Raw genomic sequence first — 23,253 nt, forward strand, 5'->3', positions numbered from 1 at the left:
AGGCAGCCAGCAGGCTGCGCATCAGACTACCAAGGGACATGTCCTGTACTCCTAATTGAGAGGTTGTCTCATCGTCCCTGAATGGCGCATGATGGTCCCGCGGATTTTGTGTATACAATCCATAGCGAAAATTTACTACCAGCGCGCCTAACCTGCCCCTTGACTCATATCAGGCCGGTGGGGGACGCTCTGGGGCAGTATAGAAACGGATAAAAAACCCCTGCCAAGGAGATTCACGATGTTTGCCAAAGCTGTTGCGGTATCCCTGCTGACCCTCGCCAGTGCCCAGGTCTTCGCTGCCGATTGCAAGGTCACGGTCGATTCCACCGACCAGATGTCCTTCAACACCAAGGCCATTGAGATCGACAAGAGCTGCAAGACTTTCACCGTCGAATTGACCCACTCGGGCAACCTGCCGAAGAACGTCATGGGCCACAACCTGGTGATCAGCAAAGAAGCTGACATGCAGCCAATCGCCACCGACGGCCTGAGCGCCGGTATCGACAAGGATTACCTGAAGGAAGGTGATGACCGCGTGATCGCCCACACCAAGGTGATCGGTGCTGGTGAGAAGGACTCGGTGACCTTCGATGTTTCCAAGCTCAAGGCTGACGAGAAGTACGGCTTCTTCTGCTCGTTCCCTGGCCACATCTCGATGATGAAAGGCACTGTTACCCTGAAGTAACGCGGCGTTGCCAATCGCGGGTCAAGCCCGCTCCCACAGGTACAACACTGGTCTTGAAGGCAGTGATGTACCTGTGGGAGCGGGCTTGACCCGCGATGCTTTTATGGGGCGAACGGCATCTCGCGCTTGTGATGCGTCTTCTCGTACGTGCGCCTGATGATCTCGAACGCTTCCTCGCTCACTGCCTCGCCGTGCAGAAACGCATCGATCTGCGCATAGGTCACCCCATGCGATGCCTCGTCCGGCTTGCCCGGCGCCAGGTCTTCCAGGTCGGCGGTCGGCACCTTCTCCACCAGTGATTCCGGCGCGCCAAAGCTGCGTGCAATGTCGCGCACCTGATGTTTCACCAGCCCGCTCAACGGCGCCAGGTCGCAGGCCCCGTCACCGAACTTGGTAAAGAACCCCATCACCGCCTCGGCCGCGTGATCTGTGCCGATCACCAGCCCGCCACGTGCCCCGGCAATGGTGTACTGCGCCACCATGCGCATGCGCGCCTTGGTGTTGCCCACCACGAAATCCACCAGCGCCGGCTTGCCGTCCCTGAGCGCCTCGACCTCGGCCGCCAGCGCCTGCACCGCCGGCGCGATGTTCACCGTATGGCATTCGTCAGGCTGGATGAAATCGATGCACGCCTGGGCGTCATGCTCGTCATGCTGCACCTGGTACGGCAGGCGTACGGCGATGAAGCGGTAATGCACATCGCCCGTCTGTTCGCGCAGCTCGTTGATCGCGCGCTGGGCGAGCAGGGCGCCGGTCAGCGAGTCGACACCACCGCTGATGCCCAGCACCAGGGTCTTGAGCCCGGCGTTCTTCAGGCATTGCTGGATGAAGGCCACGCGCCGGGCCTTCTCGGCCTCGAGCGCGGCCGCGTCGGCGAACGGCGGCTGAACCTTGAGCTGCTGCGCAATCTCTCGCTGGACGGCTTGCATGGGTTACTCCTTGGGCACTTTGAATACGTGGCGCAGGTAGGCGACGAAGTTGGCGTCGCGGCATTGGGTCTTGGCCGCTTCATCGGAAATCTTCGCCACGGGCTGGCCGTTGCAGTCGGTCATTTTAAGTACGATGCTCATCGGCGCCACCCCGGGAATGTCACAGGTGAGGTTGGTGCCGATGCCGAAGCTGACATTGATGCGCCCGCGCAAGGCGCGGAATATCTCCAGGGTCTTGGTCAGGTTCAGCCCGTCCGAGAACACCAGCGTCTTGGTCATCGGGTCGATCCCCAGCTTGCGGTAATGCGCGATGGCCTTCTCTGCCCATTGCACCGGATCGCCGGAGTCATGGCGCAGGCCGTCGAAGAGCTTGGCGAAGTACAGGTCGAAGTCGCCGAGGAATGCATCCATGGTGATGCAGTCGGTCAGTGCTATTCCCAACAGCCCGCGGTACTCGCGCACCCAGCAGTCCAGGGCGGCGATCTGGCTGTCGATCAGCCGCGGGCCGAGCTGCTGGTGGGCCATGATCCACTCGTGGGCCATGGTGCCCAGCGGTTTGATATCCAGTTTGCGTGCCAGGTGCACGTTGCTGGTGCCCACGAAGCGCGCCGGGAACTCCGCCGTCAGCACCTTCACCACCTGTTCCTGGACCTTGTAGGAGAAGCGTCGGCGGGTGCCGAAGTCGGCCACCTGCAGTTCGGCCAGCTCCTCGCTGCTGGCATTGGCGCGCAGCCAGTCGAACTTGCGGTACAGCTGGTCGCGTGCATCCACCAGCTTGATCTGTGGATAACGGTGCTGGTTGCGCACCTCGCTGATGATCGCCAGCAGCGGCACCTCGAACAGGATCACGTGCAGCCACGGACCGTGCAGGCGCAATACCAGTTCATCGTGCTCGATGGCCAGGTGCAGGTAGCGCAGGTTGAAGCGAAACAGCCCCAGAAAGCGCAGGAAGTCCGGCTTCATGAAGCTGATCTGCTCCAGGAAGCCCAACTGCTCGGCACTGATGCTCAGCTCGCTGAGGCGCTCGATCTGTGCGCGGATCTGCGCCAGATAGGGGCGCAGGTCTTCGCCGTTTCGGCAGCGGAACTCCCACTCCACATCCACGTTGGGGTAGTTGTGCAGCACCGCCTGCATCATCGTCAGCTTGTAGAAATCGGTATCGAGCAGGCTCTGCACGATGCGGTTGGCGAAGGCACTTTCGCTCATAAAGGACTCCAGGTCGGGCGTGCGCCCATCCGGGGCCGCCAATGCAGCCCATTGTGCCAGTCTTTTTGCCGCTGAGGCCGGCGCCGACGGGGTAATTCGGTAGCAGGCTATGGGTAGCGGCGGTTTTCGCATTGGCCAGCTAGCCTCTTATGGTGCCCGCTGTAGCAGATGCGCACCAAGGATGTGCAGTTCGGTTACGTATCTTGTTACAGGCTGGTTGCACGTAAACACAGGTCAGGGTTGCAATGATGGCACTCAAGGGTTGCGCTTCAAGCGGTTCGTGGGTGGCGCCAGGTGCAGGGCAGGAGGTTGCACGGCCCGTGGAAAAGGCGCGAAAGCGGCGCCTGCCGAACCTGATCGCGAGTTTTTACAGAATAAAAATCCAATGGCACGGCCCTTGCTCATCGCAATTGCTGAACGTTGTAGTGCCAACCAAAAAAACTCAGGAGCACCACCTCATGTCGCAGACGTTTTACAAGAAAGGCTTTCTGGCCCTCGCCGTTGCCACGGCGATGGGCGTGTCTTCGTATGTACAGGCCGACGTCAAGATCGGTGTAGCGGGCCCGATGACCGGTGCCAACGCGGCGTTTGGCGAGCAATACATGAAAGGTGCGCAGGCGGCCACCGACAAGATCAATGCCGCGGGCGGCATCAACGGCGAGAAGATCGTGCTGGTCAAGGGCGACGATGCCTGCGAGCCCAAGCAGGCGGTGGCCGTGGCCAACCGCCTGGTCGACCAGGACAAGGTCATCGGCGTGGTCGGGCACTTCTGCTCGTCCAACACCATCCCGGCGTCGGAGGTGTACGACGAGGCCGGGGTCATCGCCATCACCCCCGGCTCGACCAACCCGCAGGTCACCGAACGTGGCCTGAGCGCCATGTTCCGCATGTGCGGGCGCGACGATCAGCAGGGCATCGTGGCCGGCGACTACATCGTCGATGTGCTCAAGGGCAAGAAGGTTGCCGTGCTGCACGACAAGGACACCTATGGCCAGGGCCTGGCCGACGCCACCAAGGCGCAGTTGACCAAGCGCGGCGTCACCCCGGTGCTGTACGAGGGCCTGACCCGTGGCGAGAAGGACTTCAGCGCCGTGGTCACCAAGATCCGCTCCACCGGTGCCGACGTGGTCTACTTCGGCGGCCTGCACCCCGAAGCCGGCCCGCTGGTACGCCAGTTGCGCGAGCAGGGGCTCAAGGACGTCAAGTTCATGTCCGACGACGGCATCGTCACCGACGAACTGGTGTCGACCGCCGGCGGCAAGCAGTACGTCGATGGCGTGTACATGACCTTTGGCGCCGACCCGCGCCTGCTGCCCGACAGCAAGGCGGTGGTGGACGAGTTCCGCAAGGCCGGTACCGAGCCCGAAGGCTACACCCTGTACGCCTACGCCTCGATCCAGGCCCTGGCCGCCGCGTTCAACGGTTCCAAGTCGAACAAGGGTGAAGACGCTGCCAAGTGGCTCAAGGCCAACCCGGTGCAGACCGTGATGGGCGAGAAGAAGTGGGACGCCAAGGGTGACCTGACCGTGTCCGACTACGTGGTCTACCAGTGGGACAAGGACGGCAAGTATCACCAACTGGAAAAACAAAAATAACAACGGCCGGCACCCCGGGCACTCGCTGCCCGGGGCGCGCCCCGGTTTTTGCCGTACCTGTCTTTTCTCGTAGATCTGCACAACCCGGCGCCGCTTGTACCGCCTCAGCGGCGGTGCAACGTGGTCGGCGCTTGTGCAATCTCAAATACGTGAGATTGCGTTATGGATGGTATTTTCCTGCAGCAACTGATCAATGGTCTGACCCTGGGGTCGGTCTATGGTCTGATCGCCATCGGCTACACAATGGTCTATGGCATCATCGGCATGATCAACTTCGCGCACGGCGAGGTGTACATGATTTCCGCCTACCTGGCGGCTATCAGCCTGGCATTGCTGGCGTATTTCGGTATCGAGTCCTTTCCCCTGCTGATGCTCGGGACGCTGATCTTCACGGTGGTGGTCACCGGCGTGTATGGCTGGACCATCGAACGCATCGCCTACAAACCCCTGCGCAACTCCACCCGGCTGGCACCGCTGATCAGTGCCATCGGCATTTCGCTGATCCTGCAGAACTACGCGCAGATCAGCCAGGGCGCCCGCCAACAGGGCGTGCCGACCCTGCTCGAAGGCGCCTGGCGCCTTGAAGTGGGCACCGGCTTCGTGCAACTGACCTACACCAAGATCTTCATCCTGGTGGCAGCCTTCGTCGGCATGGCCGCGCTCACCTACATCATCAAGTTCACCAAGCTGGGGCGCATGTGCCGGGCCACCCAGCAGGACCGCAAGATGGCCTCGATCCTGGGCATCAACACCGACCGGGTGATCTCCTACGTGTTCGTCATCGGCGCGGTGATGGCCGCGCTGGCCGGCGTGCTGATCACCATGAACTACGGCACCTTCGACTTCTATGCCGGCTTCATCATCGGCATCAAGGCCTTCACCGCGGCGGTGCTGGGCGGTATCGGCTCGCTGCCGGGCGCGATGCTCGGGGGCATCATCCTGGGGATTTCCGAGTCGCTGTTCTCCGGGCTGATCAACTCCGACTACAAGGACGTGTTCAGCTTCTCGCTGCTGGTACTGATCCTGATCTTCCGTCCCCAAGGCCTGCTGGGTCGCCCACTCGTGGCCAAGGTGTAAGTATGTCTGCTGCCAAAAACGCTTCCATCGATATCAAGCGCAGCCTGGTCGATATGGTTCTCGCCGGGCTGATTTCCCTGATCGTGTTCGGCCCCATCGTCGGCGTGGTGCTCGACGGCTACAGCTTCAACATGCAGCCCGCGCGTGTCGCCTGGCTGGTGGCGGGGGTGATGCTGGGTCGCTTCGTGCTCAGCCTGTTCCTGCAGACCAGCAAGGGCCAGGCCATCCTGCAGGGCTTCGAGAGCAGTGGCTCGGGTGTGCATGTGCTGGCGCCGGACTACAAGTCGCGCCTGCGCTGGATCATCCCGGCACTGATCGTGATTGCCATCGTGTTCCCGTTCTTCGCCAACAAGTACCTGCTTACCGTGGTCATCCTGGGGCTGATCTACGTGCTGCTGGGCCTGGGGCTGAACATCGTGGTGGGCCTGGCCGGGCTGCTCGACCTGGGCTACGTGGCGTTCTACGCCATCGGTGCCTATGGCCTGGCGCTGGGCTACCAGTACCTGGGGCTGGGCTTCTGGACGGTGCTGCCGCTGGCGGCGATCGCCGCGGCACTGGCCGGCTGCATACTGGGCTTTCCGGTGCTGAGGATGCACGGGGACTACCTGGCCATCGTGACCCTGGGCTTTGGCGAGATCATCCGCCTGGTGCTCAACAACTGGCTGTCGTTCACCGGCGGGCCCAACGGCATGCCGGTACCGTCGCCGACCTTCATGGGCCTGGAATTCGGGCGCCGGGCCAAGGACGGCGGGGTACCGTTCCACGAGTTCTTCGGCATCGACTACAACCCCAACGTGAAATTCCTGTTCATCTACATCGTGCTGTTCCTGGTGGTGCTGGCGGTGCTGTACATCAAGCACCGGCTCACCCGCATGCCGGTGGGGCGCGCCTGGGAAGCGCTGCGCGAGGACGAGATCGCCTGCCGCTCGATGGGCCTGAACCATGTGCTGGTCAAGCTCTCGGCGTTCACCCTGGGTGCGTCCACCGCAGGCCTGGCCGGGGTGTTCTTCGCCAGCTACCAGGGCTTCGTCAACCCGTCCTCGTTCACCTTCTTCGAGTCGGCGCTGATCCTGGCCATCGTGGTGCTCGGCGGCATGGGCTCGACGGTCGGGGTGGTGATCGCCGCCTTCGTGCTGACCGTGGCGCCGGAGCTGCTGCGCAGCTTCTCCGAGTACCGCGTGCTGCTGTTCGGTGTGCTGATGGTGTTGATGATGATCTGGCGACCGCGTGGGCTGATCCGCATCAGCCGCACCGGTGTGGTCCCGCGTAAAGGAGTGGCGCCATGAGCGACGAAGTGATTCTTTCGGTCGACAACCTGATGATGCAGTTCGGCGGCATCAAGGCGCTCAGCGACGTGAGCCTGAAGGTCCGGCGCAACGCCATCTTCGCGCTTATCGGCCCCAACGGCGCGGGCAAGACCACCGTGTTCAACTGCCTTACCGGGTTCTACAAGGCCAGCGGCGGCAAGATCGAGCTGAACCTGCGCGGCACCCGCACCAATGTCATCCAGCTGCTGGGCGAACGCTTCCAGGCGGCCGACTTCGTGTCGCCCAGAAGCTTTGCCAGCCGCCTGTACTACAAGATGTTCGGCGGCACCCACCTGGTCAACCGGGCGGGGCTGGCGCGTACCTTCCAGAACATTCGCCTGTTCAAGGAAATGTCGGTGGTGGAGAACCTGCTGGTGGCCCAGCACATGTGGGTCAACCGCAACCTGCTGGCCGGAGTGCTCAACACCAAGGCCTACCGTCAGGCCGAGAGCGACGCCCTGGACCATGCCTTCTACTGGCTGGAGGTGGTCGACCTTGTGGACTGCGCCAACCGCCTGGCCGGCGAGCTCTCGTATGGCCAGCAGCGCCGCCTGGAAATTGCCCGGGCCATGTGCACGCGCCCGCAGATCATCTGCCTGGACGAACCCGCCGCCGGCCTAAACCCGCAGGAAACCGAGGCGCTCAGCCGCATGATCCGCGTGCTGCGCGACGAGCATGACCTGACGGTGGTACTGATCGAACATGACATGGGCATGGTAATGAGCATTTCCGACCATATCGTGGTGCTGGACCACGGCAACGTGATCGCCGAGGGCGCGCCGCAGGAGATCCGCAACAACCCGACGGTGATCGCGGCCTACCTGGGCGCCGATGAAGAGGAGCTGGCATGAGCGTACCGATCCTCGAACTGAAGGACCTGGACGTGTTCTACGGCCCGATCCAGGCGCTGAAAAAGGTCTCGATGCACATCGACGAAGGCGAGACGGTAAGCCTGATCGGCTCCAACGGCGCGGGCAAGTCCACGCTGCTGATGTCGATCTTCGGCCAGCCGCGCGCGGCGTCGGGGCAGATCCTCTACCGGGGCACCGATATCACCCACAAGTCGTCCCACTACATCGCCTCCAACGGCATTGCGCAGTCGCCGGAGGGGCGCCGGGTGTTCCCGGACATGTCGGTGGAAGAGAACCTGATGATGGGCACCATCCCGATTGGCGACAAGTTCGCCGGCGAGGACATGCAGCGCATGTTCGAGCTTTTTCCGCGGCTCAAGGAACGGCGCAACCAGCGGGCGATGACCATGTCCGGTGGCGAGCAGCAGATGCTGGCGATTGCCCGGGCGCTGATGAGCCGGCCCAAGTTGCTGTTGCTGGATGAACCGTCGCTGGGGCTGGCGCCGATCGTGGTCAAGCAGATCTTCTCGACCTTGCGCGAGCTGGCCAAGACCGGCATGACCATCTTCCTGGTGGAACAGAACGCCAACCATGCGCTCAAGCTGTCGGACCGCGCCTACGTGATGGTCAACGGGCAGATCCGCATGACCGGCACCGGGCAGGAACTGCTGGTCAACGAGGAGGTGCGCAACGCGTATCTGGGTGGGCACTGACGGCGAACATTAAAGAAGACCCCGGCTTGCCGGGGTTTTTTTTGTGCGTATTACGACCCAATCGCGGGTCGAGCCCGCTCCCACAGGGGCAGCGGTGAACCTTGTGGGAGCAGGCTTGACCCGCGATCGGGCCGCAGATCGGCCTTGCGGCAGATTGTGGAAAAGTTATTTGAAGGTGTGCAGGTAACGCGACACAACGTCGCTCCAGGCACTTGTTTTCAAAGGCATTGAAGTTGTCCCCGATTCGTGTGGAACCGACTGTGGGTAACTTGGTAGTACATGGCTGAAGACCATGTAATACAAGGCTTACAGAGGTGTGGTTGTTTTTTGAGCAGCGGTTTTTCTGACGCTGCAGCGGGCATTTGCCAAGGCTTTTATGGCGAGGTCGATTGCCCCTCATTTCACCTGTGCAGCCTGTGGATAACTCTGTGGGCAAGCACTGGAAAGACTGGCGCAGGCAGCGAGATCAAAGGCCTCGGGCCATCACTGCAGTTATCCTTTTGCATCTCTGACTGTCGCGTTGTTCAAGGGGCGGCCGCCAGGTCAAGCGAAATACTTCCCACGCCAGGCCACAGCCCGCTCAAACCGTGGGCCGCAGCCTGTGCAGTTGCCCCCAGTCTGTGTGGAAGGGCCTGTGGATAACGTGCGTACAGCTCGCGCCGGGCCTTGCGGGGCAAGGCTTTCAGGGTTTTGATCGTTTTTTGTACAGTTGATTTTCGGCTTGCTGCGCAGCGCCGTGGCGGGGCATGCTGCACGCCCTGTCGATCAGTTGCCCGTGGGCACGTTTTCCCGAGGAGATTTTCCATGACTTCCACCGTATTCATCACGGGCGCCACCTCCGGTTTTGGCGAAGCCTGCGCACGTCGCTTCGCCGAGGCGGGCTGGTCGCTGGTGCTGACCGGTCGGCGCCAGGAGCGCCTGGAGGCGCTGTGTGCGGAGCTGTCCAAGCAGACCGAAGTGCATGGCCTGGTACTCGATGTGCGTGACCGCAAGGCCATGGAAGCGGCCATCGAAGGCTTGCCGCCGACCTTTGCCAAGCTGCGCGGGCTGATCAACAACGCCGGCCTGGCCCTGGGTGCCGACCCGGCGCCCAAGTGCGACCTGGACGACTGGGAGACCATGGTCGACACCAACATCAAGGGCCTGATGTACAGCACCCGCCTGCTGCTGCCGCGCCTGATCGCCCACGGGCGTGGCGCGACGATCCTCAACGTCGGGTCGGTGGCGGGCAACTATCCGTACCCGGGCAGCCATGTGTATGGCGGTACCAAGGCGTTCGTCGGGCAGTTCTCGCTGAGCCTGCGCTGCGACCTGCAGGGCACGGGCGTGCGGGTCAGCAACATCGAGCCGGGGCTGTGCGAGAGCGAGTTCTCGCTGGTGCGCTTCGGGGGTGACAAGGCGCGCTACGACGCCACCTATGCCGGTGCCGAGCCGATCCAGCCGCAGGACATTGCCGAGACCATCTTCTGGATTCTCAACCAGCCGGCGCACATCAACATCAACGGCCTCGAGCTGATGCCGGTGAGCCAGGCGTGGGCGGGGTTCTCGATCGATCGTTCGAAGGCCTGAGTGCACTTTCGCCGGCAAGGCCGGCTCCTGCAACTCATGTAGGAGCCAGCGTTGCTGGCGAAGGCGTCAGAGGGCGCGCTGCAACCCTTCCAGGCAGGTCGCCAGGTGGTACGGCGTGGTCGACGGCATATCGTGCCGGCTCACCGCGCCACTGGCGTCGCGGCATTCATGCCAGCCGCCGTCATGCAGAAAGTTCTGCTGCAATGCCTGCAGTTGCGCCAGCACCTTGCCCGCGCTGTCGGGCCGCAGCGCCAACGCACGCAGGTATTCGGCCTGGGCCCAGATGCGCTGGGTGGCGTCACGCACGCTGCCGTCGACATTGAGCATCGCCAGCACCGCACCGTCCTTTACCCCCTGTTGCTCGGCATAGCCGAATGCGCGGCTCAACGAGCCATGCAGCGCGCCGCCGCGCAGCAGCGGTGAGGATTCGAGCAGATAGAACCACTCGAACTGGTGCCCGGGTTCGAACCAGTTATCCACAGCCCCGCGCGGTTTTTCCAGCATCACCCCATGTGCCGGGTCGATGAAGTGCGCCTGCATGGCCTCGGTGAGGTTCACCAGCGCGTCCTGTACCACCGCGTCGTGACGCACCGACAGGGTGGCGAGGAAGGCTTCGGCCAGGTGCATCAGCGGGTTCTGCAACGGCCCGCTGCCCAGCGTCGACCAGTCTTCGGCCAGGCTCGCCTCGTACAGGCCGTGCTCGGTGGCAAAGCGCTCCAGCACCACTTCAAGGGCTGCATTCAAGGTCGACTCGGCCATTGCTTCGTTCACCTTGCCCCAGTAATGCGCGCAGGCGAACACGATGAAGGCGTGGGTGTAGAGGTCCTTGGTGCGGTCCAGCGGGTTGCCCTGGGCGTCGATGCTGTAGAACCAGCCACCGTGCTCGGCGTCGTGAAAGTGGCGTTGCAGGGTGCGCAGCAGGGCGGCGGCACGTTGCGCGGCGCCGGGCTGCTCGATGCGGCTGCTGAACAGGTACAGCTGGCGCGCGCAGGCCATGGCACGGTAGCGCTGTACCGGCAGGGGCCGGTGCTGCGGGTCGAGGGCTTCGAATGGCAGGGCCATGTCCGCGTTCCAGCCCGGGCCTTGCCACAGCGGCACGATGCGCTGGGCGAAGTGCTGCTGGACGCTGTCGAGCAGGGCAGGGAGTTCAGGCTGGGCGGTACGAAGGTCGGGCATGGAGAGGCGTCGTCGCGGTGGGCGTTTGTGGCGCATGGTAGCAGGAATTGCGGTTCGGCTTGAGCACCCCTTCGCTGGCAAGCCAAGGGCTCAGCGCAGATCGCCGAGCCCTTGCCAGTACTTGGCCCCGACAAAGATGAAGCGCAACTGCTGGGTGATCTTCGCCTGCGCGCTCAACTGCCCCGGTACCGGCTCGGCCGGCGAGTCGATCAGCTCGGGCAGGGTGGCGAACACGGTCTTGACCACCAGGTCGGCCATCACCCCCAGTGCCGCGTCGTCCAGATGCCGCCAGCGCGGCATGCGTTGGAGGTCCGCCGCCAGGTCCGAGCTGATCCCTTCGCGCAGCTTGGCGATGGCCTGGCGCACCGGCTGCGAGCCACCGTACTGCTCGCGGGCCAGGAACAGGAACTGCGCCCGGTTGGCCGCCACCACATCGAGAAAGATGCGCACCGAAGCATCGGTGATGCCGCCCAGCTCGAATTCGTTGTGGCGCACCAGGCGGATGGTCTGGCGGAAGGTTTCGTCCACCTCGTTGACCAGTGCCAGCCCCAGCTGGTCCAGGTCGCAGAAGTGGCGGTAGAAGCCGGTGGGCACGATGCCGGCGGTCTTGGCTACCTCGCGCAGGCTGATGCTGCCGAAGCCTCGGCCGCTCTCCATCAGGTGGCGGGCGGCATCCAGCAGGGCCTGTCGGGTCTGTAGCTTTTGTTCGGCGCGCGGCAGCATGGCGAGTATCGGTTCACAGTCATACAGCCCTGCACTCTAGGGCCTGGGCCGCAAAAAACAAAGCCCGGTCGATGGACCGGGCTGTGGGCGCGGGCACTGGCGCATGGGCTCAGCTCGCGCGGCTGTTGCGTTCGATCAGACGGTCCGAGCCGCCTTCGGCGATGCGAGTGCTGCGTTCGACAAGGCGGTCGGAACCACCTTCGGCAACGCGGTTGCTGCGCTCGATCAGGCGGTCAGAACCGCCTTCGGCCAGGGTCTTGAGGGGTTGTGCAATGACGCTGGCGCTGTCGCGGGCTTCGGCCGAGAGGTTCTGTTCGGTGGCGGGTACGGCGAAGGCGTTGGCAGCCAGCAGGCTGAGGGCAAAACTGAGCAGCAATGGGCGTTTCATGATCTGGCGCTCCTTGGGAGGGCTGGTAAGTGGGTACGGCGCCAATGCTACGCTTGGGGGTCAGATAAAGAAGTTCATAAAGATAATGGTAACAATCGACGGCATTGATAGTCGGAAGTGTTAAGTGCCCTCAACGGGCATGGCTGTTCGCCATGCTGTCATCAGGAGATTCGTGCAATGACGCGCCCTGCCAAAATTCTCACCTGGACCTTCGCCACTGTGCTGTTGTTGCTGGCGGTCCTGATCATCGTCATCGCCACCTTCGACTGGAACCGCATCAAGCCCACCCTCAACGAAAAGGTCTCCGAGGCCTTGCACCGACCCTTTGCGATCAATGGCGACCTGGCCGTGCGCTGGCAGCGCGATCGCGACGAGGGCGGCTGGCGCGCCTGGGTGCCATGGCCGCGCTTCATCGCCCAGGACCTGACCCTGGGCAACCCCGAGTGGCTCAAGGCGCCGCAGATGGTCGGCCTGCAGCGCGTGGAGTTTCGCCTCTCGCCGCTGCCGCTGCTGGCCCAGCGCATCGTGATCCCGCGCATCGACCTGACCCTGCCGGTGGCCAGCCTCAAGCGCCTGGCCGATGGCCGCGCCAACTGGACCTTCGATTTCGGGCCCAAGGACGAGAACGCCGAGCCTTCCAAATGGGTGCTGGATATCGGTGCCATCGGCTTCGACAAGGGCGAGGTGGCCTTCGACGACCAGACCCTCAAGACCGTGGTGAAGGTGCAGGTCGACCCGCTGGGCAAGCCCATCCCGTTCACCGACATCGTCGGCAAGGCCAGCGCCGACAAGGCGGCGAGCCAGGGTTCGGCGCCCCAGGACTACGCCTTCGGCTTCAAGGTCGACGGCCGCTACAAGGGCCAGCCGTTGAATGGCAGCGGCAAGATCGGCGGGCTGCTGGCACTGCAGGACGCCACGCAGCCGTTTCCGCTGCAGGCTGACGTGCGCATCGCCGACACGCGCGTCGCGGTGGCCGGCACCCTGACCGACCCGCGCAACCTTGGCGCGCTCGACCTGCGCCTGCGCCTGTCGGGCGCAAGCCTGGGCAATCTGTACCCACTGACCGGCGTGACCCTGCCCGACTCGCCGGCCTATTCCACCGACGGCCACCTGATCGCCAAGCTGCACGAGCCGGGCGGGGCGGTGTTCCGCTACGAGGGCTTCAACGGCAAGATCGGCGACAGCGATATCCATGGCGACCTGGCTTTCGTCGCCAGCCAGCCGCGGCCAAAGCTCACCGGCAAGCTGGTGTCCAACCAACTGCTGTTCAAGGATCTTGGCCCGCTGATCGGCGCCGACTCCAACGCCGAACAGAAGGCCCGTGGTGGCGCGAGCAAGCAGCCGGCCGGCAAGGTGCTGCCGGTGGAGGAGTTTCGCACCGAGCGCTGGCGCACCATGGACGCCGACGTGAGCTTCAGCGGCAAGCGCATCGTGCACAGCGAAGAACTGCCCTTCAAGGACCTGGCCGCGCACTTCGTGCTCGATGACGGCGTTCTGCGCCTGGAGCCGCTGAGTTTCGGCGTGGCCGGCGGCAAGCTGGATGCACAGATCCGCCTGGATGGCCGCGCGGTGCCGATGCAGGGGCGTGCGCGCCTGAGTGCGCGCAACTTCAAGCTCAAGCAGCTGTTCCCCACCTTCGAACCGATGAAGACCAGCTTCGGTGCGCTCAATGGCGATGCCGACATCAGTGGCCGCGGCAACTCTGTGGCGGCCTTGCTGGGCACCTCCAATGGCGACCTGCGGCTGCTGATCAACGATGGCGCGATCAGCCGTGGCCTGATGGAGATCGCCGGGCTCAACGTGGGCAACTACGTGGTGGGCAAGCTGTTTGGCGACAACGAGGTGAAGATCAACTGCGCGGCGGCGGACTTCGGCATCAAGGACGGCCTGGCCAGTACGCGCCTGTTCGTGTTCGACACCGAGAACGCGATCATCTACATCGATGGCACGGCCAACTTCGCCACCGAGCAACTGGACCTGAAGATCAACCCCGAGTCCAAGGGCCTGCGCCTGTTCTCGCTGCGCTCGCCGTTGTACGTGCGCGGGCCGTTCGCCAAGCCGAGTGCGGGCGTGCAGGCAATTCCGCTGGCGTTGCGCGGGGCCGGGATGGTGGCGTTGGGGGTGGCGGTAGCGCCGGCGGCGGCGTTGCTGGCGCTGGTGGCGCCCAGCGGCGGGGACGAGAACCAGTGCACGCCGTTGCTGGAGCAGATGCGTTCGGGCAAGGCGCCCAAGACCGTCAAGGCTGGCTAAACGCATCGCGGGTCAAGCCCGCTCCCACAAGGATCACCACGGACCCTGTGGGAGCGGGCTTGACCCGCGATGAAGTCGCTGCGGTTTACAGCCCTTTGAGCAGATCCGCCATATCGTCCGCGTGCTCTTCTTCCTGGGCCAGGATGTCTTCGAAGATGCGCCGGGTGGTCGGGTCGCTGTCACCGATGTACTGGATGATCTCGCGGTAGCTGTCGATGGCGATGCGCTCGGCGACCAGGTCTTCGAGCACCATTTCCTTGAGGGTCTTGCCTGCCACGTACTGCGCGTGGGAGTTCTTGCTCAGGTTGTCGGGGTTGAAGTCCGGTTCGCCGCCCAGTTGCACGATGCGCTCGGCCAGCTTGTCGGCGTGTTCCATCTCCTGGTTGGCGTGCTCCAGGAACTCTTCGGCGGCCACGTTGGCCTTGATTCCCTCGGCCATGAAGTAGTGGCGTTTGTAGCGCAATACGCACACCCACTCGGTGGCCAGCGACTCGTTCAGCAGGCGCAGGATCTTTTCGCGGTCGGCGGTGTAGCCTTCGGTCACCGCACCGTCTTCCACGTGCTGGCGGGCGCGGTGGCGCAGGGTTTGTACATCGGTCAGTTCAACGTTGCTCATCATGTTCTCCAAGCTGAAAACGGGGTTTCACGCTCTGACGGCGCGTCGGGTGCACAGCGTGTGATTGATTGGCGCGCTAAAAGTTTTACGCGCCGGGAAGGGCCTGTTCGTCCTTCTGGCGTTGCTCGCACGTCTTGAAGCCCTTGGCATCCACATGCCCGGTGGCATCGAAACGCACGTAGTAAGCCTGTTGCTTGCCTTCATGGTTTAGCACGTAGTTGTTGCATGTGCCGCCGTGGGGCAGGTCGATGACGGAGGAAGGGCTGCCGCCGATGGCGATCACCTGCTGCATGGTCATGCCGTTGCCCACCTGCTTGACCAGCGGTTGTTCGCGGTAGGTCACGTAGTCCACAGGGTTTTCAGGGCGGTTGCTGCCGCATCCTACCAGGGTGGCGCTTGCCAGCAGGGCTGCCAGGGCGTGCTTGTACATGGTCTCGCTCCCTTGTGAAGGCCGTCATGGCCTGATAAGGGTTGGAACCGCAGCGCACGCCGGGAGTTCGATTGCAGTTGCCATTGTTGTGCCTGTAGGGTGGTGCGCACTGCCACGGATCGGGAGGGGCCGCCATGTCGCAAGCGCTTGCAACGCGTTATCCACTGGTACTGGTGCCGGGCATGCTCGGCTTCGTGCGCCTGGTGCTGTACCCGTACTGGTTCGGCATTGTCGCGGCCCTGCGCCGGGGCGGGGCTACGGTGTTCCCGGTGCAGGTCTCGCCGGTCCACGGCAACGAGGTGCGCGGTGAACAGCTGCTGCGCATCATCGACGACCTGCGCCGCCGCACCGGCGCCGACAAGGTTCACCTGCTGGGCCACAGCCAGGGTGCGCTGACCGCCCGTTATGCGGCGGCCAGGCGCCCGGAATGGGTGGCCTCGGTCACCTCCATCGCGGGCCCCAACCACGGCTCCGAACTGGCCGACTACCTGGACAAGCACTACCCCGGCGATTCCGCCCGCGGGCGCCTTCTCAAACTGGTGCTGCACGGGCTGGCACGGCTGATGGGCTGGCTGGAAACCGGCTGGCGCGGGGCAGGCCTGCCCATCGACGTCCACGCCTCGCACCAGTCGCTGACATTCGAGGGCGTGGCCCTGTTCAACCAGCGTTATCCACAGGGCCTGCCGCTGACCTGGGGTGGCCAGGGGCCGGCCGAGGTCGACGGGGTGCGCTACTACTCGTGGTCGGGCACCTTGCAGCCGGGCATCACCGACAGCGGGCGCAACCGCTTCGATGGCAGCAACCGCTTCTGCCGCCTGTTCGCGCGCACCTTCGAGCGTGAACCGGGCCAGTGCGACGGCATGGTCGGGCGGTTCAGCTCGCACCTGGGCCAGGTGATCGGCGACGACTACCCGCTGGATCACCTGGATATCGTCAACCAGTCACTCGGCGCGGTGGGCAAGGGCGCCGACCCGGTACGGCTGTTTACCGAGCACGCGGCGCGTCTGAAGGCGGCGGGGCTTTGAGGCGGCGCAGCGGGGTGGTCCAGCGTTCGGCCAGAATCACCCCGGCCAGGGTCAGCACGCCGCCCACCAGGTGATACGGCGCCAGGCGTTCGTCGAGCACCAGTGCCGCGATCACCGCGGTCAGCGCCGGCAGCAGGTTGAAGAACAGCGTGGTGCGGCTGGGCCCCAGGCGCACCACCGCCTGCATCCACACCAGTGGCGCCACGATCGAGGCCAGCACGCAGGCATAGAGCACCAGGCCGATGTTGTCCACGCTCAGCCCGGCCTTGGGCGAGAACAGGTACAGCGGCAACAGCACCACGATCGCCACCAGCACCTGCAGGTACAGCAGTTGCAGCGGCGGCAGGCGCAGCTGCCACTTTTTCAGCAGGGTGCTGTACACCGCATAGGCCAGGGTGGCGATCAGCATCATCGCGTCTCCCAGGTTCAGGCCGTGGGCCAGCAGCGCCGCCGGGTCGCCGCCGGACACCACCACCAGCACCCCGGCGAACGACACCAGCGCACCCAGCAGCGCGCCGGCGCTCAGGCGCTGGCCCAGGGTGGCGATGGCCAGGGCCAGCGACATCAGCGGCATCAGCGACAGGATGATGCCCATGTTGGTGGCGCTGGTGATGGCGGCGGCAAAGTACGCCAGGCTCTGGTACACCGCCATGCCCAGCACCCCGAGGATGACAATCTTGCCCAGGTGCGGACGGATCGCCGCGCGGTTGCGCAGCACTGCCCGCAGCAGGAATGGGCTGAGCAGCAGGCCGGCGAGCACCCAGCGGTAGAAGCCGATCTCGGCAGGGAAGATGGCGCCGACGGCCAGCTTGTTGACCACGGTGTTGCCGGCCCAGATCAGAATGGCCAGCAGGGGGAACGCATAATTCATGCAACAGGGACTCTTTGAAGATGACGGCGGTCATTATCCGCCTGTCTGTCTGGATGTTTATACTGCGATCCAGACAACCCGCCCATTGATCCAGACAGCATTCGACCGACAGCATGGCACGCAAATACCTCGACATCCCGCAGCTGGACGCGCTACCGGCACCGGTGTACTTCCGCTATGACGAGTTCGGCGCCGACACCCACAGCGCCGCGCACCGTCACGCCTGGGGCCAGCTCAACTACACCGCCCACGGGGTGATGCAGCTGGAGATCGACGGCCGGCGCTTCTTCTCGCCGCCCAACTACGCGGTATGGGTGCCGCCGGACACCGAGCATGGTTGCTACAACCCCCAGGCCGTGGTGTACCGCTCGGTGTACATCACCCGCGAGCTGAGCCAGAGCCTGCCTGCGCAGCCGTGCAGCCTGGTGATCAGCGACATCCTCAAGGCCATCCTCGGCGATTTTGCCCGGCGCGACGTCAAGGTACCGCGCACCGATGCCGACCAGCGCCTGGCCCAGGTGCTGGTGGACCAGTTGCACTGCGCCCCGGTGCACACCGGCTACCTGCCGTACGCCCAGGGCCCGGGCCTGCGCAGCGTGCTGCAGGCCCTGCAGCGCAACCCTGGGGACAACCGTCCGCTGGGCGACTGGGCGGCCAGCGTACATGTGAGCGAGCGCACCCTGGCCCGCCAGTTCATCCGCGAGCTGGGTATCAGCTTTGGCGAATGGCGCCAGCGTCTGCGGTTTCTGCGGGCCATCGAGGCCCTGGAGGGCGAGCAGAGCATCCAGCAGATCGCCTTCGACCTGGGATACAGCAGCCCATCGGCTTTTATCGCGATGTTCCAGCGCCAGGCCCAGTGCACCCCGGAGCAGTACCGACGCCAGGCGCGCCGCGGCTGACAGGGGTTTGTAAAAATTCTTGTCTACACTGGTGTCGAGGCTGCGCGGATGGCGTGGCGACCAGGAGAATGCCCCATGAAAATGTTGCGTGTGCCGTTGCTGCTGCTTGGCGTCCTGATGTGTTCGCAGGGGTTCGCCGCCACCGCACAGCAGGAGAAGATGAAGACCTGCAATGCCGACGCCACCTCCCAGGCGCTCAAGGGTGACGCGCGCAAGGCGTTCATGAGCACCTGCCTGAAAAAGGCCGAGCCCGCGACCCAGCAGGAGAAGATGAAGACTTGCAATGCCGACGCCACCACCCAGGCGCTCAAGGGCGACGAGCGCAAGGCGTTCATGAGTACCTGCCTGAAGAAGAAATGAGCCCCGCTGAGGCTCAGTCGCGTGCCGGCAGGCCCACATACACCAGCCGGTCCACGCCCTCGCCAAAGAAGAACGAGAACGGCCGCCCCAGTGCGTCCATGCGCTGGTTGCACTCGGCGTGCAGTTCCCGGGCACGCGCATGGGTCATCTCGGCCATCGGCGCCGATACCAGTGGCGGGCCGATCACGAAGTGCAGGTGAATGTTGTCGGGGTTCAGGTAGTCGAGCCAGTTGCGGGTGCTGAACGCCACCTGCAGGGTGCCGTTATCGACCAGTCGGCGCAGCGCCGCGTCTTCGAACTGCAGGTGCACTGGCACCTGGGCGGCCTGGAAGTCGCGGTTGCGCACGTGCAGCAGGCCCTGACGGCCCGAGCCGAGCTCGCCTGGCCCGGTGGCGAGCATGTAGAACGGCAGTGTCGGAGTCATGCCGGCCTCCAGGGTGCAGAGCATCTGGTCATCGGCCTGCGGCAGCACCTTGAGGTAGGGGTTGCTGTGCGGCGGGGTACCGATGCCCTGGCCAAGGGCAATGTGCAGGTTCTGCGGGGTCAGCACGGTGGTGTCGAAGTGACGCGGCGGCGCGCCCGTGCCCTGACGCTGGCCGGTCAGCCCCTGGGCCTGGTCGGCGTCGAAACGCAGCTTCATGTTCAGGGTCACCGCATTGCGTGCCGGGATGATGGCTTCGAACACCTCGCGAATCTCGTCCAGCTGCTGTGGGCTCAGTGAGTCGTCCGTCAGGCGCAGGTGCACCACCTTGTCGTTGTACTCGTCCATCTCCATCACCAGGCTGTCGGTGGGGATGTGGTGCGCGGCCAGCAGCGCGAAGATCGATTCGCGGTAGCTGTAATGCACGTCCCGGCTGTAGTACAGGTCGCCCACCGGCGCCTGGAAGTGCAGCACCAGAAAGTCCTTGTCACAGCCTGCGAGCAACAGCGCGAGCGCGCACAGCAGTACCTTACGCATGGGGTTCCTTGGCCGTGTCGGCGTGTTCCTGCAGCGGCAGCAGGCGAGGCTGCCACAGGCGCAGGGTTTCGATGAGGGTGGGCCGACCATTGACGCTAAGAATGATGGCCACGCCCCGGCTGAACATCACCTCCACCTCGTTGTGCGGTTCGGTCTTTTCCTCGATGTCCTCCAGCGGCATGTGCACCGCGATGCCCTGGATGCGGTGGTGTATTTCGCCGAAGTGCTGCAGCGAGTAGCCCCAGGTGTCCAGCGGGCCTTGCAGGCGGTACACCGCGGCGCGCTTGCCGGTGACGTGGGCCAGTTTCTTCCAGGGCAGGTCGGTGGTGCCGACCAGCTTGCGCAGCATGTAGGCCGGGCCGCCGAGAAACGCCAGGGCCTCGCGCTCGCCGTCGTTCAGCTGGCGTATCGGGGTGGCGCGGCGCAGGTACCTGACGCGGTTGAGCCAGGTCATGAAGAACGTCCAGAAGATCGGCGTGATGCGCCAGACAATCAGCACGCAGAGAATCGGCACCAGTATTTCGAGGATATCTTTTTCGCGCATGCACGCTCCTGCGATTGCGCATGGGCGCGCGGTCATTCCGTGAGGGCGGGCATCATAGAAAGATTGCCCTGGCAACGCCAGCGCGCCGCGCCCCGCGTGCCCCTATGCCTGCTCGTAGAAGGCTGGCAGACTGCCGTCTTTGTGGTCTTTCTGCCTCCGAGGTTGTATGACATTTACCCAGCGCCAGATCGTCCTGGCGAGTTGGCTCATCGTGTTCACCGGGTTGCTGCTGGCGCTGCCGCTCAAGCTGCTGCCCAGCCTGCTGGCCGGCCTGCTGGTGTTCGAGCTGGTCAACATGCTCACGCCCAAGCTGCAGCACCTGATTGCCGGGCAGCGTGCGCGCTGGGTGGCGGTGGCGTTGCTGGGCACGCTGATCGTGAGCGTGCTGAGCCTGCTGTTTGCCGGGGCCATCAGCTTTCTGCTGCACGAGGCGGAGAATCCCGGCGCGTCGTTGGACAAGTTCATGCTGCTGGTGGACCAGGCGCGCGGGCAGTTGCCGCCGTTCATCGATGCCTACCTGCCGGCCAGTGCGGCGGAGTTCAAGGTGGCCATCGGCGAATGGTTGCGCACCCACCTGGCCGACCTGCAACTGGTGGGCAAGGGCGCGGCGCACATGTTCGTGACCTTGCTGATCGGCATGATCCTGGGCGCCATCGTGGCCTTGCAGCGCATCCCCGACCTGACCCAGCGCAAACCGCTGGCCGCGGCCTTGTTCGAGCGCCTGTCGCTGCTGGTGCAGGCGTTTCGCAACATCGTGTTCGCGCAGATCAAGATCTCGCTGCTCAACACCGCCTTTACCGGGGTATTCCTGGCGGTGGTGCTGCCGCTGTTCGGGGTGCATCTGCCGCTGACCAAGACGCTGATCGTGCTGACCTTCCTGCTGGGGCTGCTGCCGGTGATCGGCAACCTGATGTCCAACACGCTGATCACCATCGTCGGCCTGTCGCTGTCGATCTGGGTGGCGGTGGCGGCGCTGGGCTACCTGATCGTGATCCACAAGGTCGAGTACTTTCTCAATGCGCGCATCGTGGGCGGGCAGATTCGCGCCAAGTCGTGGGAGCTGCTGCTGGCGATGCTGGTGTTCGAGGCGGCGTTCGGCTTGCCGGGCGTGGTCGCGGGGCCGATCTACTATGCGTACCTGAAGAGCGAGTTGCGCCGGGCCGAGCTGGTGTAAGGCCGACGGGCCTCTTCGCCAGCCTTGCTGGCGAAGAGGCCAACTCATTTCTGTGGATAAGTGACCGCTTCCACCCGATCCAGCCCCGCACCCATGAAGAAGGTGTACGGCCGCCCGAGCTTCATCTGCTCGGCGTAGCACTGGCTGTTCAGCGCCTTGACCCGATAGTCGATCTGGTAGGCACGCATCAGCTCGTGCTCGCCCAGGTCCGCCAGCTTGAACGCGATGCTCAGGCTCTTGCGGTTCTGCTCGTCAGCCGGCAGCAGCGCGAGTTCACCCTTGTCGACCTGCTGCTGCAGGCTGGCCTGCTTGAAGCGGTAGCGGGCACTCACCTTCCACAGGCTGAAGGCATCCGCTTCGCCTGTTTCGGCAAACTCCAGCACCACCCGCTGCGGGTCATCGCCCTTGGCCGCGTAGACGTCGGTCATGCCCGGGTAATACTGGCGCGGACTGATGTACAGCAGGCAACTGACCTCGGCCTGCACCTGTTCGTTGACATCCATCGTGGTGCCCGGCCATTGCTCCGGCATCGCGGCCACCGTGCTCACTTCGTCGCCCGGTTCGGCGGGCAGGGTGAACGAGGCGGGCATCGCCTCCAGGGCCTGCAGCTGGCTTGGGGTCAGGCGCTGGCGCTCGGCGGCGGTGGGTTGCAGGGTGACTTCGATAGCGAAGGTGACAGCGTTGCGCGCCTGCACGATGTCCTCGAACAGCCCGCGCAAGGCGGCCTGCTGCTGTTCATCCAGCGGTTGCAGCAGCACCACATGCACCAGGCGCTTGTCCTCGGCATCCACGTCGAAACGCAGGCGCTTGGGGTCGACCTGGCGCTGTTCGAGGGCCTCGCCGATCATCTGCAGGTTGATCGGGTCCAGGCCCCAGCGGGCGGTGCCGACGTCGGTCTGAAAGCGCACGCTCATGAATGTTTCATCGCCGCAGCCGCCCAGCAGCAGCGCGCTCGACAGTGCCAGGGTTCTGGCCAGGTTCATTGGGTTTCTTCCTTGTAGGTCACCGATTCGAGCCGGTCCAGACCGTCCCCGACCCGAAAGCTCAGGGGGCGTGGCAAGTGATTGGCAGCGCTTTCGCACGAATGGATCAGCTGCGAAGCATTGGGTTGCAACGGAAAACTGCGGTACAGCCGCTGTTGCCCCAGGTCCGAAAAACCCAGCATCACCACCAGTGGGTCCACCGACAGGTAGTTCGGCTCGACGAGCCACAGTTCGCCTTTGTCGATCCTGCCTTGCAGGCCGGCGTCGGTCAGCCGGTAATGCGCCGGGTAGTGCGCTTCGCCCAGCTCGACGCTGACCTGATTGGCCGTGTCCAGCGTCATCTGCCACAGGCCGGTGATGCCTTCCGGCAACGGCTTTACCGGCAGCGCCTGCAGTTGGCAGGTGACCTTGGAGTTGATGCGTTCGGTCACGTCCCGCGGCACGTTGTCGTCGTCCCTGGGCATCAGCGCCATGGTCAGCACCGTCGGGCTGAGCTCCAGCGGGATCAACAACGGTTGCGGCAGCGCGTCGATCCGCTGGCGCTCTGCCGCGCTCAGGGCCTGGCGTTGCTCGGGGGTGATGTCCAGGGTGAGTTCGATCTGCAGCGTGTTCGCCGCGCGTGCCTGCAGGATCTCGTCGAACGGTTCGCGCAACGCCTTGCGCTGCGCCTCGCTCAGCGGCTGCAGTTCCCTCACGTACACCAGGTGTTGGTCTTCGAGGTCGACCCGCCAGCGCAGGCTTTTCGGGTCGATCTGGCGTTGCACCAGGGCCTCGTCGATCATCTGCTGCTTGCGCGCGTCCAGGCCGGTGCCCGACGAGCCGGCCGAGTCCTCGAAGCGCAGGGTCATCAGGTCGTCGTTGCAACCGGCCAGCAGCAAGGCGCTGATCAGCGCCAGGGGTTTGAAACTCATCTGTTCACGTCCT

23 protein-coding genes and 1 pseudogene are annotated in these 23,253 nt (G+C 64.2%); 12 read left to right on the forward strand and 12 right to left on the reverse strand.

Translation table 11 applies throughout. The annotated features are described in order from the left end of the window. The first annotated feature begins 238 nt into the window (after positions 1-238). Entirely contained in the window at positions 239-685 is a 447-nt protein-coding gene (gene azu / locus DN388_RS14790; protein ID WP_043863517.1) for an azurin, read from the forward strand. Between the two features lie 101 nt (positions 686-786). Here azu and nadE read toward each other — a convergent pair whose 3' ends face one another. Both nadE and pncB read right to left on the reverse strand, forming a co-directional pair. Beyond that, on the reverse strand, positions 787-1,614 hold the full coding sequence (gene nadE / locus DN388_RS14795; RefSeq protein WP_043863516.1) for an ammonia-dependent NAD(+) synthetase: 828 nt from the start codon (positions 1,612-1,614) through the stop codon (positions 787-789). Between the two features lie 3 nt (positions 1,615-1,617). Beyond that, on the reverse strand, positions 1,618-2,820 hold the full coding sequence (pncB, locus tag DN388_RS14800; RefSeq protein WP_043863515.1) for a nicotinate phosphoribosyltransferase: 1,203 nt from the start codon (positions 2,818-2,820) through the stop codon (positions 1,618-1,620). Positions 2,821-3,278: 458 nt separating this feature from the next. Between pncB and DN388_RS14805 the strand changes: the two genes are divergently transcribed. From DN388_RS14805 to DN388_RS14830, 6 genes are all read left to right on the forward strand, one after another. Next, entirely contained in the window at positions 3,279-4,415 is a 1,137-nt protein-coding gene (locus tag DN388_RS14805) for a branched-chain amino acid ABC transporter substrate-binding protein (RefSeq protein ID WP_043863514.1), read from the forward strand. Between the two features lie 162 nt (positions 4,416-4,577). Further along, the gene (locus DN388_RS14810) at positions 4,578-5,492 is read left to right on the forward strand and encodes a branched-chain amino acid ABC transporter permease (RefSeq protein WP_043863513.1); all 915 of its coding nucleotides are present in this window, start codon (positions 4,578-4,580) and stop codon (positions 5,490-5,492) included. A 2-nt stretch (positions 5,493-5,494) separates the two neighbouring features. Further along, positions 5,495-6,778, forward strand: coding sequence for a high-affinity branched-chain amino acid ABC transporter permease LivM (gene livM / locus DN388_RS14815; protein WP_043863512.1), 1,284 nt, complete (start codon positions 5,495-5,497; stop codon positions 6,776-6,778). After that, complete coding sequence (locus tag DN388_RS14820; RefSeq protein ID WP_054916169.1) at positions 6,775-7,650, forward strand: ATP-binding cassette domain-containing protein; 876 nt, start codon at positions 6,775-6,777, stop codon at positions 7,648-7,650. The genes livM and DN388_RS14820 overlap by 4 nt, the downstream gene beginning before the upstream one ends. After that, the gene (locus tag DN388_RS14825; protein WP_043863511.1) at positions 7,647-8,363 is read left to right on the forward strand and encodes an ABC transporter ATP-binding protein; all 717 of its coding nucleotides are present in this window, start codon (positions 7,647-7,649) and stop codon (positions 8,361-8,363) included. The genes DN388_RS14820 and DN388_RS14825 overlap by 4 nt, the downstream gene beginning before the upstream one ends. Before the next feature lie 804 nt (positions 8,364-9,167). Continuing rightward, positions 9,168-9,932 (forward strand): SDR family oxidoreductase, encoded by a 765-nt coding sequence (locus tag DN388_RS14830; protein ID WP_255000722.1) that lies wholly within the window; start codon positions 9,168-9,170, stop codon positions 9,930-9,932. A gap of 66 nt (positions 9,933-9,998) precedes the next feature. Here DN388_RS14830 and DN388_RS14835 read toward each other — a convergent pair whose 3' ends face one another. The 3 genes and pseudogenes from DN388_RS14835 to DN388_RS14845 form a co-directional block, all read right to left on the reverse strand. Beyond that, entirely contained in the window at positions 9,999-11,108 is a 1,110-nt protein-coding gene (locus DN388_RS14835) for an AGE family epimerase/isomerase (protein ID WP_255000725.1), read from the reverse strand. A gap of 90 nt (positions 11,109-11,198) precedes the next feature. Next, on the reverse strand, positions 11,199-11,831 hold the full coding sequence (locus tag DN388_RS14840) for a TetR family transcriptional regulator (RefSeq protein ID WP_058541583.1): 633 nt from the start codon (positions 11,829-11,831) through the stop codon (positions 11,199-11,201). A gap of 124 nt (positions 11,832-11,955) precedes the next feature. Further along, positions 11,956-12,219: pseudogene (locus DN388_RS14845) on the reverse strand (phage infection protein); the annotation flags it as partial. A 177-nt stretch (positions 12,220-12,396) separates the two neighbouring features. Between DN388_RS14845 and DN388_RS14850 the strand changes: the two are divergent. Beyond that, positions 12,397-14,469 carry an AsmA family protein gene (locus DN388_RS14850; protein ID WP_043863507.1) on the forward strand — a complete coding sequence of 691 codons (2,073 nt, stop codon included), beginning with the start codon at positions 12,397-12,399 and terminating at the stop codon, positions 14,467-14,469. Positions 14,470-14,554: 85 nt separating this feature from the next. Here the strand turns inward: DN388_RS14850 and DN388_RS14855 are convergent, their stop codons facing one another. After that, positions 14,555-15,085, reverse strand: coding sequence for a bacterioferritin (locus DN388_RS14855; RefSeq protein ID WP_043863506.1), 531 nt, complete (start codon positions 15,083-15,085; stop codon positions 14,555-14,557). Between the two features lie 85 nt (positions 15,086-15,170). Next, positions 15,171-15,515, reverse strand: a complete 345-nt coding sequence (gene osmE / locus DN388_RS14860; RefSeq protein ID WP_043863505.1) for an osmotically-inducible lipoprotein OsmE — start codon at positions 15,513-15,515, stop codon at positions 15,171-15,173. Positions 15,516-15,649: 134 nt separating this feature from the next. On the opposite strand from osmE, the gene DN388_RS14865 reads away from it, so the two are divergent. Then, positions 15,650-16,540, forward strand: coding sequence for a triacylglycerol lipase (locus DN388_RS14865; RefSeq protein WP_255000731.1), 891 nt, complete (start codon positions 15,650-15,652; stop codon positions 16,538-16,540). Here DN388_RS14865 and DN388_RS14870 read toward each other — a convergent pair. After that, entirely contained in the window at positions 16,500-17,411 is a 912-nt protein-coding gene (locus DN388_RS14870) for a DMT family transporter (RefSeq protein WP_043863503.1), read from the reverse strand. The genes DN388_RS14865 and DN388_RS14870 overlap by 41 nt on opposite strands. Before the next feature lie 113 nt (positions 17,412-17,524). Here DN388_RS14870 and DN388_RS14875 point away from each other — a divergent pair, with 113 nt between their 5' ends. Together DN388_RS14875 and DN388_RS14880 are read left to right on the forward strand one after the other, a co-directional pair. Beyond that, complete coding sequence (locus DN388_RS14875) at positions 17,525-18,310, forward strand: helix-turn-helix domain-containing protein (RefSeq protein WP_255000733.1); 786 nt, start codon at positions 17,525-17,527, stop codon at positions 18,308-18,310. Positions 18,311-18,385: 75 nt separating this feature from the next. Then, complete coding sequence (locus tag DN388_RS14880; RefSeq protein ID WP_043863501.1) at positions 18,386-18,670, forward strand: PsiF family protein; 285 nt, start codon at positions 18,386-18,388, stop codon at positions 18,668-18,670. A gap of 13 nt (positions 18,671-18,683) precedes the next feature. On the opposite strand, the gene DN388_RS14885 is transcribed toward DN388_RS14880, so the two are convergent. Together DN388_RS14885 and DN388_RS14890 are read right to left on the reverse strand one after the other, a co-directional pair. Then, positions 18,684-19,628: a hypothetical protein gene (locus DN388_RS14885; protein ID WP_043863500.1), complete on the reverse strand. Its 945-nt coding sequence runs from the start codon at positions 19,626-19,628 to the stop codon at positions 18,684-18,686. After that, positions 19,621-20,172: a hypothetical protein gene (locus tag DN388_RS14890; protein ID WP_213606834.1), complete on the reverse strand. Its 552-nt coding sequence runs from the start codon at positions 20,170-20,172 to the stop codon at positions 19,621-19,623. The genes DN388_RS14885 and DN388_RS14890 overlap by 8 nt, the downstream gene beginning before the upstream one ends. 166 nt (positions 20,173-20,338) lie before the next feature. Between DN388_RS14890 and DN388_RS14895 the strand changes: the two genes are divergently transcribed. Then, positions 20,339-21,346 carry an AI-2E family transporter gene (locus tag DN388_RS14895; RefSeq protein WP_054916161.1) on the forward strand — a complete coding sequence of 336 codons (1,008 nt, stop codon included), beginning with the start codon at positions 20,339-20,341 and terminating at the stop codon, positions 21,344-21,346. 44 nt (positions 21,347-21,390) lie between these two features. On the opposite strand, the gene DN388_RS14900 is transcribed toward DN388_RS14895, so the two are convergent. Further along, a complete protein-coding gene (locus tag DN388_RS14900) occupies positions 21,391-22,329 on the reverse strand; it encodes a hypothetical protein (protein WP_043863497.1) in 939 nt (312 codons plus the stop codon). Continuing rightward, on the reverse strand, positions 22,326-23,240 hold the full coding sequence (locus DN388_RS14905) for a hypothetical protein (protein ID WP_043863496.1): 915 nt from the start codon (positions 23,238-23,240) through the stop codon (positions 22,326-22,328). The genes DN388_RS14900 and DN388_RS14905 overlap by 4 nt, the downstream gene beginning before the upstream one ends. Between the last annotated feature and the right edge of the window lie 13 nt (positions 23,241-23,253).

The sequence above is a fragment of the Pseudomonas sp. S12(2018) genome (genome assembly GCF_024355235.1).
Classification (GTDB): Bacteria; Pseudomonadota; Gammaproteobacteria; order Pseudomonadales; family Pseudomonadaceae; genus Aquipseudomonas; species Aquipseudomonas palmensis.

Coding starts and splice junctions, on each gene's coding strand:
- azu (WP_043863517.1), top strand. CDS start 239: ATGTTTGCCAAAGCTGTTGCGGTATCCCTGCTGACCCTCGCCAGTGCC.
- nadE (WP_043863516.1), bottom strand. CDS start 1,614: ATGCAAGCCGTCCAGCGAGAGATTGCGCAGCAGCTCAAGGTTCAGCCG.
- pncB (WP_043863515.1), bottom strand. CDS start 2,820: ATGAGCGAAAGTGCCTTCGCCAACCGCATCGTGCAGAGCCTGCTCGAT.
- DN388_RS14805 (WP_043863514.1), top strand. CDS start 3,279: ATGTCGCAGACGTTTTACAAGAAAGGCTTTCTGGCCCTCGCCGTTGCC.
- DN388_RS14810 (WP_043863513.1), top strand. CDS start 4,578: ATGGATGGTATTTTCCTGCAGCAACTGATCAATGGTCTGACCCTGGGG.
- livM (WP_043863512.1), top strand. CDS start 5,495: ATGTCTGCTGCCAAAAACGCTTCCATCGATATCAAGCGCAGCCTGGTC.
- DN388_RS14820 (WP_054916169.1), top strand. CDS start 6,775: ATGAGCGACGAAGTGATTCTTTCGGTCGACAACCTGATGATGCAGTTC.
- DN388_RS14825 (WP_043863511.1), top strand. CDS start 7,647: ATGAGCGTACCGATCCTCGAACTGAAGGACCTGGACGTGTTCTACGGC.
- DN388_RS14830 (WP_255000722.1), top strand. CDS start 9,168: ATGACTTCCACCGTATTCATCACGGGCGCCACCTCCGGTTTTGGCGAA.
- DN388_RS14835 (WP_255000725.1), bottom strand. CDS start 11,108: ATGCCCGACCTTCGTACCGCCCAGCCTGAACTCCCTGCCCTGCTCGAC.
- DN388_RS14840 (WP_058541583.1), bottom strand. CDS start 11,831: ATGCTGCCGCGCGCCGAACAAAAGCTACAGACCCGACAGGCCCTGCTG.
- DN388_RS14850 (WP_043863507.1), top strand. CDS start 12,397: ATGACGCGCCCTGCCAAAATTCTCACCTGGACCTTCGCCACTGTGCTG.
- DN388_RS14855 (WP_043863506.1), bottom strand. CDS start 15,085: ATGAGCAACGTTGAACTGACCGATGTACAAACCCTGCGCCACCGCGCC.
- osmE (WP_043863505.1), bottom strand. CDS start 15,515: ATGTACAAGCACGCCCTGGCAGCCCTGCTGGCAAGCGCCACCCTGGTA.
- DN388_RS14865 (WP_255000731.1), top strand. CDS start 15,650: ATGTCGCAAGCGCTTGCAACGCGTTATCCACTGGTACTGGTGCCGGGC.
- DN388_RS14870 (WP_043863503.1), bottom strand. CDS start 17,411: ATGAATTATGCGTTCCCCCTGCTGGCCATTCTGATCTGGGCCGGCAAC.
- DN388_RS14875 (WP_255000733.1), top strand. CDS start 17,525: ATGGCACGCAAATACCTCGACATCCCGCAGCTGGACGCGCTACCGGCA.
- DN388_RS14880 (WP_043863501.1), top strand. CDS start 18,386: ATGAAAATGTTGCGTGTGCCGTTGCTGCTGCTTGGCGTCCTGATGTGT.
- DN388_RS14885 (WP_043863500.1), bottom strand. CDS start 19,628: ATGCGTAAGGTACTGCTGTGCGCGCTCGCGCTGTTGCTCGCAGGCTGT.
- DN388_RS14890 (WP_213606834.1), bottom strand. CDS start 20,172: ATGCGCGAAAAAGATATCCTCGAAATACTGGTGCCGATTCTCTGCGTG.
- DN388_RS14895 (WP_054916161.1), top strand. CDS start 20,339: ATGACATTTACCCAGCGCCAGATCGTCCTGGCGAGTTGGCTCATCGTG.
- DN388_RS14900 (WP_043863497.1), bottom strand. CDS start 22,329: ATGAACCTGGCCAGAACCCTGGCACTGTCGAGCGCGCTGCTGCTGGGC.
- DN388_RS14905 (WP_043863496.1), bottom strand. CDS start 23,240: ATGAGTTTCAAACCCCTGGCGCTGATCAGCGCCTTGCTGCTGGCCGGT.